The sequence below is a fragment of the Nonomuraea salmonea genome (assembly GCF_042428605.1).
GTDB lineage: Bacteria > Actinomycetota > Actinomycetes > Streptosporangiales > Streptosporangiaceae > Nonomuraea > Nonomuraea salmonea.
In genome coordinates this window covers 1-14,879 of the sequence record NZ_JBHMCF010000039.1, presented here as the reverse complement: position 1 = coordinate 14,879, position 14,879 = coordinate 1, and the positions used below count along the sequence as shown (strand labels likewise).

Here is a 14,879-nt window from a genome sequence, read left to right as displayed (position 1 = left end):
AGGCGGCCAGAGATCTCCTGGTCAAGTCTGCGGATAGTCCGGCTCCCTTTCCACCGCATGAATCTCACCTGCAAAGGAGAAGTCCATGAAACGCATCACCAAACGCGCGGCCCTGGCCACTCTGGCGTCCGTCGCGGTGACGGCCTCGCTTACCGTCGCCCTCCCGACGGCGGCGTACGCGATCAATGAGGTCCCGTGCGCCGGCCGGTCCGACCTCGTACGCGCCACAATCCACGCAACCGGCGCCTCGTCAGCCAACTACTGTTACGCCAACGCCGGAACGGATATGTACGTCCAGGATGTCTGGTGGGTCACCCTGATCTCGACCGGTAACAATCGCGTTCAGTGGTACGGGGACGGAAGATGGCAGCCGGCTCAGCCGATCCCGAAGTGGACCGTATTCACCTGGCCGAACCATCCCGGTGGGGTCCGCATCCAGGGGATCAGGATCGTCTGAACTGCCGGCGACATCGGGGCGGCGGTCCTGCCCGATCGCCGCTCCGGCCGGCAAGGCTCCGGGGCACAGCCCCGGGAAAGCCGGGCCCCCGCATTGAGGTCGCGAGCTCGCGTCACCGCCACTGACATCTTCGGAAGTCAGTGCGGGGTGGTTTCCGGATGGCCGTCTTTCATGTACGCCATGTGGGATTGAGCGACGTCGCGGACAAATATCCAGGGGTTCTTCCAGCACGTAGTCCGCGTATACCCCTGTTCGGGCCGTTCTTGAGACGGGCGGACTGAAGTTGACGGGATCCCGTCCGATCATCGCGATCGGGCGGGATCTCGTCGTTTCGGAGGATTTCGGTCACGAGGCTCGGCTGCGCGGAGCCTGATCAGCCGGCCGCGTCCGGCTGCGTCCGGCTCGTGCGGTTGGCGGCATGGGCGGTGAGGGCGCCGATCGCACAGATGAGTCCGAGCCCGAACAGCATGTACCGTGCCGCGTCGAGCATCGAGTCCCCGCCGAGGTTCATCAGCGTCCCGGCCACGGCCGTGCCGAACGCGATCGCCAGGCTCGTCACGGTGGCGATGCCCGCCGCGGCCCGCCCGCCTTCCTCCGGATCCTGGGTGCTGGACATCGCCCCCACGGACAGGTGCGGATAGGCGAGGCCGATCCCGGCCCCGGCGGCGAACAGCACCGGCACCCAGACGACCACCAGCCAGACCGGTGTGTCCGTACGCTGGAGCAGCCCTTGAAGGAGGAGGCAGGCGGCGAGCAGCAGTGGCCCGAGCACGCGCAGCCGGCGCACCGTGCGTTGCTCGGTCACCGACGAGCTGCAGATCTGGGTCACCGACCAGCCGAGTGAGATGGCCGCGGCGAAGAACCCCGCCACGAGCGGTGGCAGTCCGGCCAGCCGCTGGCCGAACAGCGGCAGGAACGACTCCACCGCGACGCCGAAGGCCAGCAGCGCCAGCGTCAGGTAGATCCACTTCAACGGCGAGCCGCGCCGGTAGGTCGTACGCGGGAAGACCCGCTGCTCACTGCGCCGCTCATGCGCGACGAACCCGGCCAGCAGCAGGAGCGCGAGCGCGATGGCGGCGCCCTTCTGCAGCGTGCCGGCCACGACCCCGGCCACGCTCACGGCTCCGGCGCCGGCCGTGATCAGCAGCAGGGACCCTGCCGGGATCGGCACCCGCGCCCCGCTGCGCCGGCTGCGCGGCAGGACACGGAGCACGAGTACACAGCATCCGACCCCGATCAGCGCCATCGTCGCGAACGCCGGCCGCCACGAGCCGAACTGGGCGAACAGGCCGCCGAGTGCCGGGCCGGTGAAGTTGCCGACGCCGTACATCGCCGACATCAGTGCGGCGCCGCGGGCCCAGAGCCGGGAGGGCAGCGCCGACCGGATGACGGCGAATCCGAGCCCGGACAGCAATCCCGCGCCGAGCCCCTGAACTCCCCGCGAAAGCAGGAGCACCGTCATCGCCGGGCTCAGCGCGCAGGCCAGCGAGCCCGCGGCGAAGGTGGCGAAGCCGGCGAGGTAGGCGCCGACGTCGCCCCACCGGGTCAGGAACCGGCCGGTGAGCATCGTCGTGACCACCATGGCGACGATGTAGACGGTCATGTTCCAGGCGTAGAAGCTCGCTCCGCCGAGCTCGGCCACCGCGGTCGGCAGCAGGCTCGCGGCCAGGTAGATGTTGATCGCGCCGACCAGCACCCCGCCGGCCAGCACGATTGCCGAGCCGAGATGCTCGCGGCCCAATAGCTCCCGCCAGGCGGGCGGGGTGGAGGGCGGCGTGGAGGGTGGGGTGGCGGGCGGAAGGGCGTTCACCGGCTTTCCTCCAGGACGCTCCGCGCTCCTCCACAGATCGCGAGGGAGTTGCGCTCGTCTCCTGGCGGCTGGACGGATGACGGGCCGCCGAACCGTTCGTCGTGGTCAGCACTCATGCGTTCCACGATGTCGTTGAACCGTCGCCGGAAACCTTCGCGCCGTTCACCGCTCCCGGCCAGGACGGCGAACGGGCAAGCCTCAACCGGTGATCCAACCCTGGACCTCGCTCGTCATCGGCTGGGCACTCCTGAGAACCGTTCACGATGCCTTGCCAGGGAGGGCAACATGGATGCGCCTATATCTTGTGACACAGGTTATAGTGGTGAAATGACTATGACGGAGCCGATGTTCTTGGCCTTGACGGCACTCCTCGATGAGCCGCGGCACGGCTACGGGATCGTGCAGGAAGTGGACCGGCTGTCTGCGGGGACGGTGCAGCTCAAGATCGGTTCCTTGTACGGCGTTCTCGACCGGTTGACCGCCGACGGCCTGGTGGAACTCGACCACGAAGAGGCGCACTCGGGACGTCTGCGCCGCTACTACCGCATCACCGACGCGGGGGAGGAGGCCCTTGCGGCGGAGCTCGCCAGGCTGAACAGCACCCTCCAGATCGCCGTCGAGCGACTCGGTGCCCGCCGGAGCAGCCTCACCAGCCGGCCATCGATCGCTGGAGGTTCGGCGTGAGCCTGCTGGAGCAGCGCTACCGCCTCATCCTCAAGATGCTGCCCGCCTCCTACCGGGCCGAGCGTGAGGAGGAAATGGTCGAGGCATTCCTTCAAGGCGCCGGGCAAGATCGCGACGAGGACAACGCGCGGCCGAGCTGGCGAGAGACCGTCTCCATCGCCGCGCTGGCGGTCAGGAGCAGGCTCGGCGGTCTCGGCGCCGCACCCCGCCACCGCGCCGTCGGTGACGCAGTCAGGCTGGTGGCCCTGCTCGGGTTGGGCTACCAGGCTGTGATCGGCTGGATCGACGTGCTCTTCTCGCTACACGCCCTGGGCTACCTGCCGGGACGATCGCTGGTCGTCACCCCTGGCCGGCAGGTGCCGCAGCTCCTGGCGACAGCGGGGGGTCTGGCCCAGGTCGCCGCCTTCGCCGCGCTCGCGCTCGGCAAGGTGCGGGCAGCCAAGCTCCTGGCCGTGCTGGGCCTGGTGCACGTGCTGGTCATGGTCGGGATCGCTGCCCTCACCTGGCCTCGATCGGTCATCGACTCCGCACCTCACGTCCTGGGCGCCATGGTGCCCGTCCTGGCTCTGCTGACCGGCTACCACGTGGACGCGCCGGTGCGGCGCTCCCTGCCGATGACCGCACTGCCGCTGGGGCTGACCGCCGCGTACATCGCCATCGCGCTCGCCTTCGCCAACCTCACGGGCACAAATGCCACGCCTGGTCACCCGACAGCGTGGGTGGCCATGTGGATCGATCCGCAGGGCGTGATCGTGGCGGCGCTCCTGATGGCAGGCCTGCTGTGCCTGGTGCGCGACACCACGCCGGCCTGGCGATTGGGTCTCGCCATCGTCGCGGCGTCGATGGCCGTTGAGCGGTCACCGGTCTTTCTGATCGGTGTCGAAAGGCCCGAACAGTCGCTTGCCATCACTGCGATCGTTCAGTCTGCGGCGTTGTCGACGCTGTGTCTGGCGCTGCTCGTTGCGGGGCTGCGTGTCCTGCCCCGTCCGGCTGTTCCCCTTCGAGACGGCAGCTAGCGTCCCGAACTCGCTCTCTCCCGTATAGGCGACGGTGGCCCTTCGCGGGCCACCGGCCGGGCGGCGGTTAGGATCCGCGCATGTCTCGTTTCGAGGTGGCCACTCTGGTTCTCGCGCCGCTGCCGGTCGTCTTCGATGCGTCCTTATCAGTCGAGCTGCACGCCTCTTCCATTCCGGACGGCTCTCCCTGGGCGATCAGGTCAGGTGGCGAGCGCGGCACTTCGGCCTCATCTGGCACCTGACCTCGACGATCAGCGCCTATGTCCGGCCCTCGTACTTCGTCGACGAACAGGTACGCGGCCCCTTTCGGTATTGGCGCCACGAGCACACCTTCGAATCGACGCCTGATGCCGACAGTGGCGTCGAAGCGACCCTCATGAAGGACATCGTCGACTTCGCCGCGCCCGCCGGCCCCTTGGGCACGCTCGCTGAGGCTCTCGTCCTGCGCCGTTACATGACCAAGCTGATCCTGCTGCGTAACGAGCACCTCAGGCGGACGACCGAGGCCACCATGCAGTGATCGCCTGCTTCCTGCGGGTACGGTGGCGGACCTCCAAGGCTGAGATCGGGCTCATGCCTCGTCACATGTCGCCGGCATAGACGGCCACCGTCAGGGTTCCGGGGCGTCGCAGGTATTCGGGGATGGACGTCTCCAGCCGGACCCTGATCGTGGTCGTCTTCCCGCTGAGCAGCCGTTTGCCCAGGTAGAGGAACCCACCCCCGACCGGCGAGGAGGAGCAGTCGACGCTGCCCTTGATCAGGCGTCCGTTCACCCACACCTTCTGGCTGAGCCGGTCGCCGAGACCGTCTCCGCAGGAGGTGGCGACGGCCAGGCCTAGGCCCTTGTTCGGCACGGTGACCGTCACCTCGCGGCTGTCGGGCCAGGTGGTGGTGGCCTTGGCGGCCAGGTCGAGCTCCTTCCGGACCTTCGCGGGCGGCTCGGGCGGGGGCGAGGCGGGCTTCATCGTGGCCGGCGGCGTCCACTCGTACACGCCGAACCGCCATTTCCCGGGAGCCGTGCGCTCGGGGGAGCCCTTGACGGTGAATATCACCGTTCGCGTCCCGGCGGGGAAGGGCTGCATGTCGACCGCTTTGCCGCGCTCGCACGCGTTCATCAGGAAGGGCGCCGGGGACAGCGTGAAGGTCTTGTCCAGGCCCGGCACGCTTGCGATGACCTGCGGTGGTGCCGCTTTGGGAGATGGGCAGTCAGGCAGGATGGCCACCGGTTTGCCGCTCACCTCCACCTCGAAGAGCACCGATGCCTGGCGCGCTGGGTCGAAGGTTGCGGTGGCGAGCCTGCGGTAGACGGTGCCGTCCGACTCCTCGTACCGGCTGGGGAGCTTTTCGGTCATGTTCGCAGTGGTCGGCTGATCGGGCCCGCGCAGGCTGACGACCGTACCGCCGGCGACGACCGCGACGGCGAAACTGACAGCGGCGGCGACGGTCGCGAGCCGGCGCCGCCGCGCGCCGCGCGCCCTGGCGCGCAGTGAGTGCCAGGGGATCGGGCGGTCGAGGGCGGGGCTGCTGCGTTCGTCGAGCAGGTCGCGGAGTTCTCGCTGGTCGATGGGCATGGCGCTACCCCCTCCTGTCGTACGTGAACGACTTGTCCACCCGAAGCTTGGCCAGCGCCCTGCTCGCCTGGCTCTTGACCGTTCCGACGCTGCAGCCGAGCGTCTCAGCGGTCTGGGCCTCGCTCAGGTCCTCGAAGAACCGCAGCACGATGACGGCCCGCTGCCGGGCGGGCAGGCGGCCGAGCGCCTGCCAGACCAGCTCGCGATCGTCGGCCTGTCCCATGTGGTCGGCCGCCTGCGCCTGGTCGGGCGGCGACTCGCTGGTCATCTCGGCCCTTCTCCAGCGCCGCCGCCACCAGGAGATGTGCAGGTTCACCATGATCTTGCGGACGTACGCCTCACGCTCGTCGCCCAGGCGCGGCCAGGCCTGCCACGCCTTCAGCAGCGCCGTCTGCACCAGGTCCTCGGCCGCTCCCCAGTCACGGGCGAGCAGGTAGGCGGTGCGGAGCAGCCGGTGCCACGACGCCTCGACGAACGCGTCGTACTCCGATCCATCCGCCATGTACGGTCCTTCCTCGAGCGACAGTCACCCGTCCATACGCCGCCGGAGGAGCGGAAGGTTGCTCAGGCTCAGGAAGCGGTCGTCTCTGGGAGGATCCTGCAAGATCCACGCTGTCTCGGTGGACCCCATGAGAGGAAGTGGCGAGGCGTGCTGCGCTGGGGCTGGTTATCTGTCGTTCTCGTTCTGGCCGGATGCTCGGCCACCACCGCGCCTCCCGCGCCGGTGCCCGTCCGTTCCACGGCTGCTGCCAGTGAGGTGGCGGGCGCGCCGGGGGACGCTGTCGGGGAGCGGAGCGTGGTTCATCTGGCGGGAGTGGCGCCGTCGTGTGCCAAGAAGATCGAGGGGACGGGTTTCGTGTACGCCCCCCAGCGGGTGGTGACCCCGGCGCATGTGGTGGCCGGTGTCCGCCCGGTGTCCGTCCGCGTCACGGCTGCTGACGGTGAGGTCTATAAAGGGCGTGTCGTGGCGTTCGATCCTGATGTCGACGTCGCGGTCCTGTACGTACCTGATCTGCCTGCCCCTGCACTCTGGCTGGACGTGCCCGGAGGGTCGCTCGGCGATGCGCGCTTGCTCGGTTATCCGAAGGGGGCGAAAGGCGTCGTCGCGCAGCCGGTCGAGATCCTCGATCGGTTCGAGGCGGAAGGGCCGGACATCTACAAGAGACGTCAGGTCACCAGGACGGTGCTCGAACTCGCCTTCGACGTGCGCCCGGGTATCAGCGGCGCCCCGCTGCTCGTCGAAGGCGGCACGGTCGCGGGGATGGTCGTCGCCGCGACCAAGCAGGATCCGAAGCGCGGGTACGCGCTGGCCGCCGAGGAGATCCTGCCCATCGCCAAGCGCGCGGCCAAAGCCACGAAGCATGTGTCGACACGCAAGTGCGATGCAGGTCCGTGACGAACGAGGGTCCACCTGACGAAACTCAGGGGGAAGGCCAGACGATCGTGTCCTGTGTGCTGCCTGCACGGACTTCTACCTTTTGGGTTCCCCGTGGAAAAGAGGAACCTGATGAGGATGTTGACGGCCGCCGCGATGGCCGGGGTGCTGCCGGCTTTGGAATGCTTTTCGTTCTCTGCTCGCCTGCAGGTGACTTGAACTGATTTTTTGGTGTGCGTCAGGAACGGCCGCGTTCTCCGGTGGCTGTGGTGTTGTGGCGTTGGTAGTGGCGGGCGGCGCGGGCGCGGTTGGCGCAGGAGGGTTTGCACCATTCCTGGCGGCCGTGGGTTTTGACGAAGTAGCGGACGCAGCGGGGTGCGTTGCAGGCGCGCAACTGCTCGCGGTGCGGGCCGCTCAGGAAGTCGATGGCGGCTCGGGCCAGGGTGGCGATCAGGCGGACGTTCCCGTCGGGCTCGGTCGACAGCACGTCCGTACGCGGTGTGCCGCCCTCCGGCCAGGTCAGTTGCGGGACGATCGCCTCGCGGGCGGCTGCCGCGTTGAGATGGGTCATGGCCTGGTCGAGGGGCATCAGGCGGTTGGCGTCGGCGCGGCTGGGAGGGGCGGGGCTGACCGCGTGCGCGAACAGGGCTCGTATGGCGCGGCGCAGCTCGACGAGTTCGCTTCTGAGCTGCTCGTCCACGGTGATGTCCGCGGGATCGACCTGCTGGTGGAGCCAGTGGGTCGCGTCATCCAGGGTCGCCAGGTCGTCGGCGACGCCGCCGTTGCCGTCGTGGCGGATCGTGCTCGCCAGTTCCAGAGCCGGCCAGCGCTCCACTCGAACCTCCCGGTTGCTCATGCCGTCCTTTGTAGCTTATGGTCCCTAACGCTAAAGCTGAGTTTAACCGTTAGGAGCCTGATGAGACTGCTGCTGGCCCAGATCAGCGACTTGCACCTCGACGGCAGCGACAGGGCGACCCGGCGCGCCACCCAGGTCATGGACCATCTGCGGGCACTGCCTCGCCTGGTCGACGCCCTGCTGGTCACCGGGGACATCGCCGACCATGGCGAGGAGGCCGAGTACGAGGAGGCCGCCCGCATCCTGGACGCGCCCTTCCCCGTGCTCACGTGTCCCGGCAATCACGACGTCCGGGCGGCGTACCGGAAGGCGCTGCTGGGTCGGCCGCCCGCCGACGAGCCCGTCAATGAGGTGCATCACATCGGCGGCGTCGCCATCCTGATGTGCGACGCCACCATCCCCGGCCGCGACGAGGGCCGGCTGGACGCCGAGACGCTCACCTGGATGCACGACGTCCTCGACCCTGACACGCCCGCGCTGATCGCCTTCCACCAGCCGCCCGTCGAGCTGCATCACCCGTTGCCCGACTCGGGCCGGCTGGAGTCGCCCGGCGACCTCGCCGCGCTGCTCGACGCTCATCCGCAGGTCGTCGGCGTGCTCACCGGTCATGCGCACACCGCGGCCGCGTCGATGTTCGGGGGACGTCCGCTGATCGTCGGGCCGGCCGTCACCTGGACGTTGCGCCTGCCCTGGGAGGGTGATCGGCCCGCCGACCGCGAGCAGCCGCCCGGGCTCGCGTTCCACATCCTGGACGACGACCTCCGCCTCACCACGCACTACCGCGTCGTGCTGCCGTGATCCATCCGTACGCGGTCGCCGGGTTCCTCCTGGCGATCCTGCCGATCATCGCCACGCCGGGCGCCAGCCTGACCCTGCTGATCCAGCACGTCACCACCGGCGGCCGCCGCCAGGCCGTACCCGTCGTCCTCGGCACCATCACCGGCCTGTACGCCCACGCCGCCCTCGCGGTCGCCGGGCTGTCGGCGCTCGTCATGCACTCCAGCCAGGCGTTCACCGTCGTCAAGCTCGCCGGCGCCGCCTATCTCATCGGCCTCGGGCTGTGGACCTGGCGTTCCCGGCCTCCCATGCCGGATGATCCGCCGGAGCGCACCGGTTCCGCCTACACCCAGGCCCTGCTCGCGAACGTGCTCAATCCCAAGGCGGCCTCCATCTACCTGACGCTGGTGCCGCAGTTCCTCGCGCCCGGGCGTCCTTTCGGCGGGCAGATCTTCGCCCTGGCCAGTGCCCATGCTCTGCTCATGATCGTGTGGCTCTTGGGGTGGACGGCGCTGCTGCATCGAGGGGCGGGCCTCCTGCGTAGGGCCCGGTTCAGGCGCGTGATGGGCAAGGTGACGGCGGTGGTGCTCGTCGTGCTGGGCGTTCGGGCGGCCACGGCCTAGGTGGGTAGAACGTTCGGTCTTGACCGCGCCCGCCATCTTGGCTAGCCTCCTGAACACCGACATGGGGGATCAGGATGAACGAAGAGCTCGGTACCGTACAGGCCGCCTTGGGGGCCCGCGCGCGGCTGCTGCAGTGGGCGGACGGCGGGCTGGTGGTCGATCTGCTGCGTGCCGCGTCCGGGGCGGGGTGGCTGGACCTGCTGACCACGCCTACGACCGTCGAGGCGCTGGCCGAGGCCGGTGGGGTGTCCGCCGAGCGGGCGCGGCGGGTGGTCGAGGTGTTCGTGGCCGCGGGGGTCGTACGTGATGGGGAGGGGCCTGCTTACGTCCTCACCGAGGAGTTCGCGGCGCTGAACGGGGCTCCCGCCGGCGTGCGGCTGGACGACGCGATCGACATGGTCACGGCGGCTCGCGACCGGGTGCGTTCGGCGCTCTCGCCGGACGTGCGGCGGACCTGGGAGCAGGACGCGCTGGTCGTAGCCCGTAACTGGGGCATGCTGCCGGCCGCCGCCACGCGGGCGATCTTCTCGATGGCGTACGACGCGGTGCCCGCGTACCGCGACCGGCTGGCCGCGGGCGGTCCGCTGCTCGACATCGGCAGCGGCATCGGGGGAGCGCTGCTGACGACGCTGACGATGTTCCCTGAGTTGCGGGCGGTCGGGGTCGAGCGAGCCGAGGACGTGGTCAAGGAGCTGCGGGAGCGGGCCGAGGCGGCCGGCGTGACGTCCCGCCTGGAGATCCGGTGCGCCGACGCCCAGGAGATCGACGACGAGGCGGCGTACGAGGTCGCGTACTGGGCACAGGCGTTCTTCCCGGACGACGCCCGCGCGGTCACCCTCGAAGCCGCGCGGCGCGCGCTGGTCCCTGGCGGCCTGCTCCTGGTGCAGGAGCTGACGCCGCCGGCACAGGACGCTCCGGAGGCCCGCCTGCACTCCGCCCTGGACGCGCTCGTCGCCGACTCCCGGGGCGTCCCACCCGTCCGTACGGCGGAGGAACTGGCCGCGGAGTTGCGGGACGGCGGCTTCGAGGACGTCGAGGTGACGACGACGCCCATTGGCCGCCTCGTCCTGGGCCGGCGCGCGCTTGACTAGGGCCCATGGGCCGGGCCAGGGCGCCGCAGGAGAAGAAGCGGCTGAGCTTCCAGAAGGTCGTGGTGCTGCCCGTGGCTTTCTCGGCCGTCGTGCTCCTGGCGGTGGCTGCGCTGCACTTACAGTTCAGCCCTCGCGTGGCGCGGGTGGAGGCGGCCGCGCTCACCGAGGTGCGGGGCGTCGGCCGGGTCGTTCATGAAGAGACTCTCGTCATGCACCAGTGGGAGAACAACTATGTCGAGGTGACCGAATTCGTAGTCCACCTCGAAGGGAGTGCGAAGGAAGGCGTGGTCGCCGCGATCGAGCGCCGGCTGGAGCTGCTGGGCTGGCGGGTGTCGGATCGCGAGCGGTCTGAGATCTGGCTGGAGTCGGCCGCGTGGCCGTACGTCATCGTCTCGGTCGAGTCGCTCAAGAGCAGCGGAGTGCAGGTCAATGATCGGGGGCTGCCCCTGGATGAGATGGCGTTCCTGAGTGTCGTGCCGTGAGTCCGATGTGCCTGCGGCGGGCGTACGTGCACATGAACGGTGAGTACGCCCGCCACAACGGCGCCACCGGCACATAGCCTCACCTCCGGGGCTTGCGAGGATGAGCGTGCTCACCTCGCCTGACGGAGGAAACATGGACGGACAGCAGTGGCTGGCGGAGCGGTTCGCCGAGCATCGGGGGCACCTTCGCGCGGTGGCGTACCGGATGCTGGGCTCGCTCAGCGAGGCCGACGACGCGTTGCAGGAGGCGTGGCTGCGGGCCGATCGCGCCCACACCGCGGAGGTGCGGAACCTCGCCGGCTGGCTGACCACCATCGTGGCCCGGGTGTGCCTGAACATGTTGCGCTCCCGTGCCCACCGCCAGGAGGAGCCGCTGGACACGCAGGCTGCCGACCCGCTGCTCGGCCCGGCGGCGGGAAACCCCGAGGCCGAGGTGGAGATGGCCGACTCGGTGGGGGTGGCGCTGCTGGTGGTGCTCGACAGGCTGAGCCCGGCCGAGCGGGTGGCGTTCGTGCTGCACGATCTGTTCGCGGTGCCGTTCGAGGAGATCGCCCCCTTGCTGGAACGCTCACCCGAGGCGACCCGGCAGCTGGCCAGCCGGGCGCGTCGCCGGGTCAAGGGGGCGCCCGCGCCGCACCGTGAGCCGGGCCGGACGCGGGAGATCGTCGAGGCTTTCCTGTCGGCGACGCGCGGGCAGGACTTCCGGGCGCTGATCACGTTGCTGCATCCCGAGGTCACCCTGCGGGCGGACGCGGCCGTCATGCTCACCGCCGCGCCCGTCACCGTCCAGGGGGCCGAGGCCGTCGCCAAGGGCGCGATGGCCGCCATGCAGCGGGCCAGATTCACCGGTCCCGCGCTGCTCGACGGCGCGGTCGGCCTGGTCATGGCGGCGCAGGGCAGGCTGCGGGTGGCGCTCACCTTCACCGTCGACGACGGGCTCATCACCGCCATCGACGTCGTCGCCGAGCCCGAGCGGCTCGGCCTGCTCGACGTGGCGGTGCCCGGCTGACGAGGTGACGTACGTCACTCCCGCCGCCGGTCACATCGCCGTCCGGCGGCGGGTCAGGGCGGTGACGGGCGCTACCGGCCCGGCGTCATTCGAGAGCAAGGAGCATCCGATGCTTCCCATCATCGTCACCGTTCTGGCCGCCGCCTGGGTGGGTTTCTCCGCGTACGCGATCCTCACCCGCGCCGCGTGGGTCGTCGAACCGCTGCGGACGTACGGGGTGCCCGCCTCGTGGTGGCCCTGGCTGGGCGCGGCCAAGGCCGCGGGGGCGGCGGGGCTGCTGGCCGGTCTGGCCGTGCCGGTGATCGGCGTGCTGGCCGGGATCGGGCTGGTGGTGTACTTCCTCGGCGCCGTCGTCACCGTGCTGCGCGCCCGGTCGTACAAGACCGTCGTCTTCCCGATCCTGTACCTCGTCCCCGTGGCCGTCACCCTCATGATCTGAGGAGGATGTCGAGAACGCTCCGGCCGCTCCGACTCGCCTACGGCGAAAGGAGCAGACATGTCACGCAACATCGAGACCGTCAACACCTACCTGGACGGTTTCCGTAAGAACGACCACGAGCAGATCCTGTCCTGCCTGACCGACGACATCGAGTGGACCGTCTTCGGCGCCTTCCACCTGACCGGCAAGGACGCCTACGACCAGGCCATCGACGGCCCACCCGAGTTCGTCAACCCGCCGCACCTGGAGGTCGTGCGGATGGTCGAGCAGGGCGACGTGGTCATGGCGGAGCTCACCGGGTGGGTACGGCGTGCGGACGGCGATGAGATGCGGATGTCGATGGCGGAGGTGTTCGTCCTGCGGGACGGGAAGATCGCCGAGCGCCGCGCCTGGGTCATCGAGCTCAAGGAGAACGAACACCGCTGAGCACACCGGCGCCCCGCACCTCCATGTCACCCGTCAGCGTGAAGGGGGTGACGCCGAAGGTGGCGGCGAGGTGCGGGGCCAGGTGAAACCGTCCTCCGTCCCCTGCGACCGTTCACAGCGAAGAAATCGGCTGGCGGACGGCGCTTGGGAGCGGGCAGCATGGCCGTTGATGGACGAACGGCGGCTGATCCGCGTTTCCAAGTATCTGGCCCGGCACCTGCGCCACGACCCCGGCCGCATCGGGCTCACCCTCGACGAGGGCGGCTGGGCCCACGTCGGGGAGCTGCTGCGGGCCGCCGCCGCGCACGGCTTCCCGATCACGCCAGAGGAGCTGCGGGAGGTCGTCGCGGCCAACGACAAGCGCCGCTACACGATCGAAGGCGACAGGATCAGGGCCAGCCAGGGCCACTCGGTGCCGGTGGAGCTCGGGTTGCCCGCCGTGGAGCCGCCCGAGGCGCTCTACCACGGCACCATCGGCCGGTTCGTGGCGGCGATCAGGCGGGAGGGCCTGCGGCCGATGAGCCGGCACCACGTGCATCTGTCGCCCGACCGGGAGACGGCGACGCGGGTGGGGGCGCGGCGAGGAGTGCCGGTGGTGCTGGTGGTGGCGTCGGGAGCGATGCACGCCGACGGGCACACCTTCATGCGCAGCGTCAACGGGGTGTGGCTGGTGGACCACGTGCCGCCGTCCCATCTCAGGTTTCCCTCCTGAGCTGTTCCCCGTCGGGGAGCGTCACCCACGTGCCGGCCTCCTCGGTCAGCGAGCGGGCGTCGGACGGCAGCAGGCCCGCTCCCGCGTAGCAGTAGGCCACGGCCGCGCCCTGGTAGAGGTATGCCCTGAGGATCTCCTCGACGGAGTCGTCCTCCGAGACGCTGCCGTCGCCCGGGTGGGTGTCCCAGGCGACGGTCTCGCCGTCGCGGCGGGTGGCCGAGAAGGCCGGGTTCGTGGTGGAGGGGACGCTGCGCAAGCGGCTCTTCCACCGGGGGAGGCGGGTCGACGCCTGGGTGGGTTCCTTGACGCGGGACGAGCTGGGTGACGGCTTCGCATCAAGCTGATCTCCGTCGTGGTCGCCGCACATCACGACATGTCACCATGCGGAAATGGACGGCTTATCCATGACCGAGGGCCGACGCCTCCTGCTCGGCGCTCTGGCCGGATTCACCCTGACGGCCCTGCTCGCGGTGGTCGCGATGCTGATAGCCCGCCTCTTCCCCGACTCCCGGTACTGCGGCGAATACTTTGGCTGTCTGGGGCTGCTCGTGGAGTCGTTGCGGACAGGCCGCTGGGCCATGACCCTGCTCGCCTGGCCGCTGCTGCACCTCCTGGGTTTCCGCCCGGCCTGGCCGACCGCCGTGCTCGGCCTGTTGCTGCTGATGGCGCTGTGGGCGCTCGGGCGCTTCTCCTTCGAGGTGTACGCGCTCAGCGGCGTCATCGCGTACACGGTCGCCGCCTGGGCCTCCGCCCCCGGCCGCTTCCGCCTGTGGGTGGCGACCGGCCTGTCCTCCCTCACCATCTGGGCCGTCATGCTGCTCCTGGCGTGAGGGAGGTGGCACCGGGCCTGGCCGGTGCCACCCCTCGGGGTCAGCGGACGTAGATGTCGGGGCGGGGGGCCGTGGGCATGCGGTCGCCGAGGAAGAAGCTCGTGTGCGGCGGCTGGTTGTACGCGGTGTTCTGCCAGGCCACCGAGACGCGGTAGAGCGGGTCGTGCATCAGCGTGTAGATGCGCCGGTCCGTGGGCGTGGGGGTGGAGTAGATGCGCAGGGCGCGGTTGTCGCTGGTGGGCCAGATGACCTCCTCGCGCCAGTCGCCGAACAGGTCGGCCGACAGGGACGGGGTGGCCTTGGTGCCGTTGTTGGAGTGGACGCCTGAGGCGGTCAGGAGGCGGGTGTCGCCGTCGGTGCCGTATTTGTCGATGCGGGTCTGGTCGAGCAGCTCCCTGACGGGGTCGGCGTCCCACCAGACGAGGAAGTTGATCGAGGACGGCTTGCGGCCGGCGTTGTTGCCGGTGACGCTGCGCAGGTTCGCGTCGGCGGCCGACCAGAACTCGCTCGCGATCCTGACCGTGGAGATGTCGCCCGCGACGCCGCGGCCGTTGTCAGAACCGGATGGAGAGGACCAGAGGATCCCGCCGTTGCGGGGGTCGATGTAGAGGGAGCCGGGCTGGGAGGTGGACTCGCTGACCTTGAAGTATTCGAGGCCGGACCTGGCGGGGTCGAAGTCGCCGAGGTGCTGGGCGTCGCCGTGGCCGGTGCGGGTGGACCA

At 69.8% G+C, this 14,879-nt stretch carries 21 protein-coding genes; 15 read left to right on the top strand and 6 right to left on the bottom strand.

Features of this window, described 5'->3' with window-relative positions; genetic code table 11:
• The first annotated feature begins 85 nt into the window (after positions 1 to 85).
• Positions 86 to 457 carry a beta/gamma crystallin domain-containing protein gene (locus ACFFR3_RS34670; protein ID WP_345390476.1) on the top strand — a complete coding sequence of 124 codons (372 nt, stop codon included), beginning with the start codon at positions 86 to 88 and terminating at the stop codon, positions 455 to 457.
• Between the two features lie 373 nt (positions 458 to 830).
• On the opposite strand, the gene ACFFR3_RS34665 is transcribed toward ACFFR3_RS34670, so the two are convergent.
• Positions 831 to 2,267, bottom strand: a complete 1,437-nt coding sequence (locus tag ACFFR3_RS34665) for an MFS transporter (RefSeq protein ID WP_379484503.1) — start codon at positions 2,265 to 2,267, stop codon at positions 831 to 833.
• 327 nt (positions 2,268 to 2,594) lie between these two features.
• Between ACFFR3_RS34665 and ACFFR3_RS34660 the strand changes: the two genes are divergently transcribed.
• From ACFFR3_RS34660 to ACFFR3_RS34645, 4 genes are all read left to right on the top strand, one after another.
• On the top strand, positions 2,595 to 2,951 hold the full coding sequence (locus ACFFR3_RS34660) for a PadR family transcriptional regulator (RefSeq protein ID WP_379484502.1): 357 nt from the start codon (positions 2,595 to 2,597) through the stop codon (positions 2,949 to 2,951).
• Positions 2,948 to 3,967, top strand: a complete 1,020-nt coding sequence (locus ACFFR3_RS34655; protein WP_345390467.1) for a hypothetical protein — start codon at positions 2,948 to 2,950, stop codon at positions 3,965 to 3,967. Before ACFFR3_RS34660 ends, ACFFR3_RS34655 begins: the two co-directional genes overlap by 4 nt.
• Positions 3,968 to 4,047: 80 nt before the next feature.
• Positions 4,048 to 4,209 carry a hypothetical protein gene (locus ACFFR3_RS34650; protein ID WP_379484501.1) on the top strand — a complete coding sequence of 54 codons (162 nt, stop codon included), beginning with the start codon at positions 4,048 to 4,050 and terminating at the stop codon, positions 4,207 to 4,209.
• Between the two features lie 134 nt (positions 4,210 to 4,343).
• Positions 4,344 to 4,487, top strand: a complete 144-nt coding sequence (locus ACFFR3_RS34645) for a hypothetical protein (RefSeq protein ID WP_345390464.1) — start codon at positions 4,344 to 4,346, stop codon at positions 4,485 to 4,487.
• Between the two features lie 61 nt (positions 4,488 to 4,548).
• Here ACFFR3_RS34645 and ACFFR3_RS34640 read toward each other — a convergent pair whose 3' ends face one another.
• Positions 4,549 to 5,538 (bottom strand): hypothetical protein, encoded by a 990-nt coding sequence (locus ACFFR3_RS34640; protein WP_379484500.1) that lies wholly within the window; start codon positions 5,536 to 5,538, stop codon positions 4,549 to 4,551.
• A gap of 4 nt (positions 5,539 to 5,542) precedes the next feature.
• Positions 5,543 to 6,040, bottom strand: a complete 498-nt coding sequence (locus ACFFR3_RS34635) for a SigE family RNA polymerase sigma factor (RefSeq protein ID WP_345390458.1) — start codon at positions 6,038 to 6,040, stop codon at positions 5,543 to 5,545.
• Between the two features lie 294 nt (positions 6,041 to 6,334).
• On the opposite strand from ACFFR3_RS34635, the gene ACFFR3_RS34630 reads away from it, so the two are divergent.
• Positions 6,335 to 6,934 carry a trypsin-like peptidase domain-containing protein gene (locus tag ACFFR3_RS34630; RefSeq protein WP_379484499.1) on the top strand — a complete coding sequence of 200 codons (600 nt, stop codon included), beginning with the start codon at positions 6,335 to 6,337 and terminating at the stop codon, positions 6,932 to 6,934.
• Positions 6,935 to 7,151: 217 nt separating this feature from the next.
• Here the strand turns inward: ACFFR3_RS34630 and ACFFR3_RS34625 are convergent, their stop codons facing one another.
• Positions 7,152 to 7,769, bottom strand: a complete 618-nt coding sequence (locus tag ACFFR3_RS34625; protein WP_345390452.1) for a CGNR zinc finger domain-containing protein — start codon at positions 7,767 to 7,769, stop codon at positions 7,152 to 7,154.
• A 60-nt stretch (positions 7,770 to 7,829) separates the two neighbouring features.
• On the opposite strand from ACFFR3_RS34625, the gene ACFFR3_RS34620 reads away from it, so the two are divergent.
• The 8 genes from ACFFR3_RS34620 to ACFFR3_RS34585 all read left to right on the top strand — a co-directional run bounded on the left by ACFFR3_RS34620 (position 7,830) and on the right by ACFFR3_RS34585 (position 13,328).
• Positions 7,830 to 8,567, top strand: a complete 738-nt coding sequence (locus ACFFR3_RS34620; RefSeq protein WP_345390449.1) for a metallophosphoesterase — start codon at positions 7,830 to 7,832, stop codon at positions 8,565 to 8,567.
• Positions 8,564 to 9,169, top strand: a complete 606-nt coding sequence (locus ACFFR3_RS34615) for a LysE family translocator (RefSeq protein WP_345390446.1) — start codon at positions 8,564 to 8,566, stop codon at positions 9,167 to 9,169. Before ACFFR3_RS34620 ends, ACFFR3_RS34615 begins: the two co-directional genes overlap by 4 nt.
• Before the next feature lie 74 nt (positions 9,170 to 9,243).
• A complete protein-coding gene (locus ACFFR3_RS34610) occupies positions 9,244 to 10,260 on the top strand; it encodes a methyltransferase domain-containing protein (protein WP_364385462.1) in 1,017 nt (338 codons plus the stop codon).
• Positions 10,261 to 10,265: 5 nt separating this feature from the next.
• Positions 10,266 to 10,742 (top strand): hypothetical protein, encoded by a 477-nt coding sequence (locus ACFFR3_RS34605; RefSeq protein ID WP_379484498.1) that lies wholly within the window; start codon positions 10,266 to 10,268, stop codon positions 10,740 to 10,742.
• A 133-nt stretch (positions 10,743 to 10,875) separates the two neighbouring features.
• Positions 10,876 to 11,751: a sigma-70 family RNA polymerase sigma factor gene (locus tag ACFFR3_RS34600; protein WP_364385468.1), complete on the top strand. Its 876-nt coding sequence runs from the start codon at positions 10,876 to 10,878 to the stop codon at positions 11,749 to 11,751.
• Positions 11,752 to 11,860: 109 nt separating this feature from the next.
• Positions 11,861 to 12,190, top strand: coding sequence for a DoxX family protein (locus ACFFR3_RS34595; protein WP_364385471.1), 330 nt, complete (start codon positions 11,861 to 11,863; stop codon positions 12,188 to 12,190).
• 57 nt (positions 12,191 to 12,247) lie between these two features.
• The gene (locus tag ACFFR3_RS34590; protein WP_345390428.1) at positions 12,248 to 12,616 is read left to right on the top strand and encodes a nuclear transport factor 2 family protein; all 369 of its coding nucleotides are present in this window, start codon (positions 12,248 to 12,250) and stop codon (positions 12,614 to 12,616) included.
• A 169-nt stretch (positions 12,617 to 12,785) separates the two neighbouring features.
• Positions 12,786 to 13,328 (top strand): RNA 2'-phosphotransferase, encoded by a 543-nt coding sequence (locus ACFFR3_RS34585; protein ID WP_364385474.1) that lies wholly within the window; start codon positions 12,786 to 12,788, stop codon positions 13,326 to 13,328.
• Here the strand turns inward: ACFFR3_RS34585 and ACFFR3_RS34580 are convergent.
• A complete protein-coding gene (locus tag ACFFR3_RS34580; protein WP_379484497.1) occupies positions 13,312 to 13,584 on the bottom strand; it encodes a hypothetical protein in 273 nt (90 codons plus the stop codon). The genes ACFFR3_RS34585 and ACFFR3_RS34580 overlap by 17 nt on opposite strands.
• 133 nt (positions 13,585 to 13,717) lie before the next feature.
• Between ACFFR3_RS34580 and ACFFR3_RS34575 the strand changes: the two genes are divergently transcribed.
• Positions 13,718 to 14,158, top strand: a complete 441-nt coding sequence (locus tag ACFFR3_RS34575) for a hypothetical protein (protein WP_379484496.1) — start codon at positions 13,718 to 13,720, stop codon at positions 14,156 to 14,158.
• Between the two features lie 40 nt (positions 14,159 to 14,198).
• Here the strand turns inward: ACFFR3_RS34575 and ACFFR3_RS34570 are convergent.
• The coding region (locus ACFFR3_RS34570; RefSeq protein WP_446686061.1) for a rhamnogalacturonan lyase family protein at positions 14,199 to 14,879 on the bottom strand (681 nt) is incomplete at its 5' end.

Bases quoted from the DNA above. Each gene is read 5' to 3' on its own strand.
- ACFFR3_RS34610 (WP_364385462.1), top strand. From the start codon at position 9,244: ATGAACGAAGAGCTCGGTACCGTACAGGCCGCCTTGGGGGCCCGCGCG.
- ACFFR3_RS34670 (WP_345390476.1), top strand. From the start codon at position 86: ATGAAACGCATCACCAAACGCGCGGCCCTGGCCACTCTGGCGTCCGTC.
- ACFFR3_RS34650 (WP_379484501.1), top strand. From the start codon at position 4,048: ATGTCTCGTTTCGAGGTGGCCACTCTGGTTCTCGCGCCGCTGCCGGTC.
- ACFFR3_RS34640 (WP_379484500.1), bottom strand. From the start codon at position 5,538: ATGCCCATCGACCAGCGAGAACTCCGCGACCTGCTCGACGAACGCAGC.
- ACFFR3_RS34635 (WP_345390458.1), bottom strand. From the start codon at position 6,040: ATGGCGGATGGATCGGAGTACGACGCGTTCGTCGAGGCGTCGTGGCAC.
- ACFFR3_RS34645 (WP_345390464.1), top strand. From the start codon at position 4,344: ATGAAGGACATCGTCGACTTCGCCGCGCCCGCCGGCCCCTTGGGCACG.
- ACFFR3_RS34590 (WP_345390428.1), top strand. From the start codon at position 12,248: ATGTCACGCAACATCGAGACCGTCAACACCTACCTGGACGGTTTCCGT.
- ACFFR3_RS34585 (WP_364385474.1), top strand. From the start codon at position 12,786: ATGGACGAACGGCGGCTGATCCGCGTTTCCAAGTATCTGGCCCGGCAC.
- ACFFR3_RS34595 (WP_364385471.1), top strand. From the start codon at position 11,861: ATGCTTCCCATCATCGTCACCGTTCTGGCCGCCGCCTGGGTGGGTTTC.
- ACFFR3_RS34620 (WP_345390449.1), top strand. From the start codon at position 7,830: ATGAGACTGCTGCTGGCCCAGATCAGCGACTTGCACCTCGACGGCAGC.
- ACFFR3_RS34605 (WP_379484498.1), top strand. From the start codon at position 10,266: ATGGGCCGGGCCAGGGCGCCGCAGGAGAAGAAGCGGCTGAGCTTCCAG.
- ACFFR3_RS34660 (WP_379484502.1), top strand. From the start codon at position 2,595: ATGACTATGACGGAGCCGATGTTCTTGGCCTTGACGGCACTCCTCGAT.
- ACFFR3_RS34625 (WP_345390452.1), bottom strand. From the start codon at position 7,769: ATGAGCAACCGGGAGGTTCGAGTGGAGCGCTGGCCGGCTCTGGAACTG.
- ACFFR3_RS34600 (WP_364385468.1), top strand. From the start codon at position 10,876: ATGGACGGACAGCAGTGGCTGGCGGAGCGGTTCGCCGAGCATCGGGGG.
- ACFFR3_RS34575 (WP_379484496.1), top strand. From the start codon at position 13,718: ATGGACGGCTTATCCATGACCGAGGGCCGACGCCTCCTGCTCGGCGCT.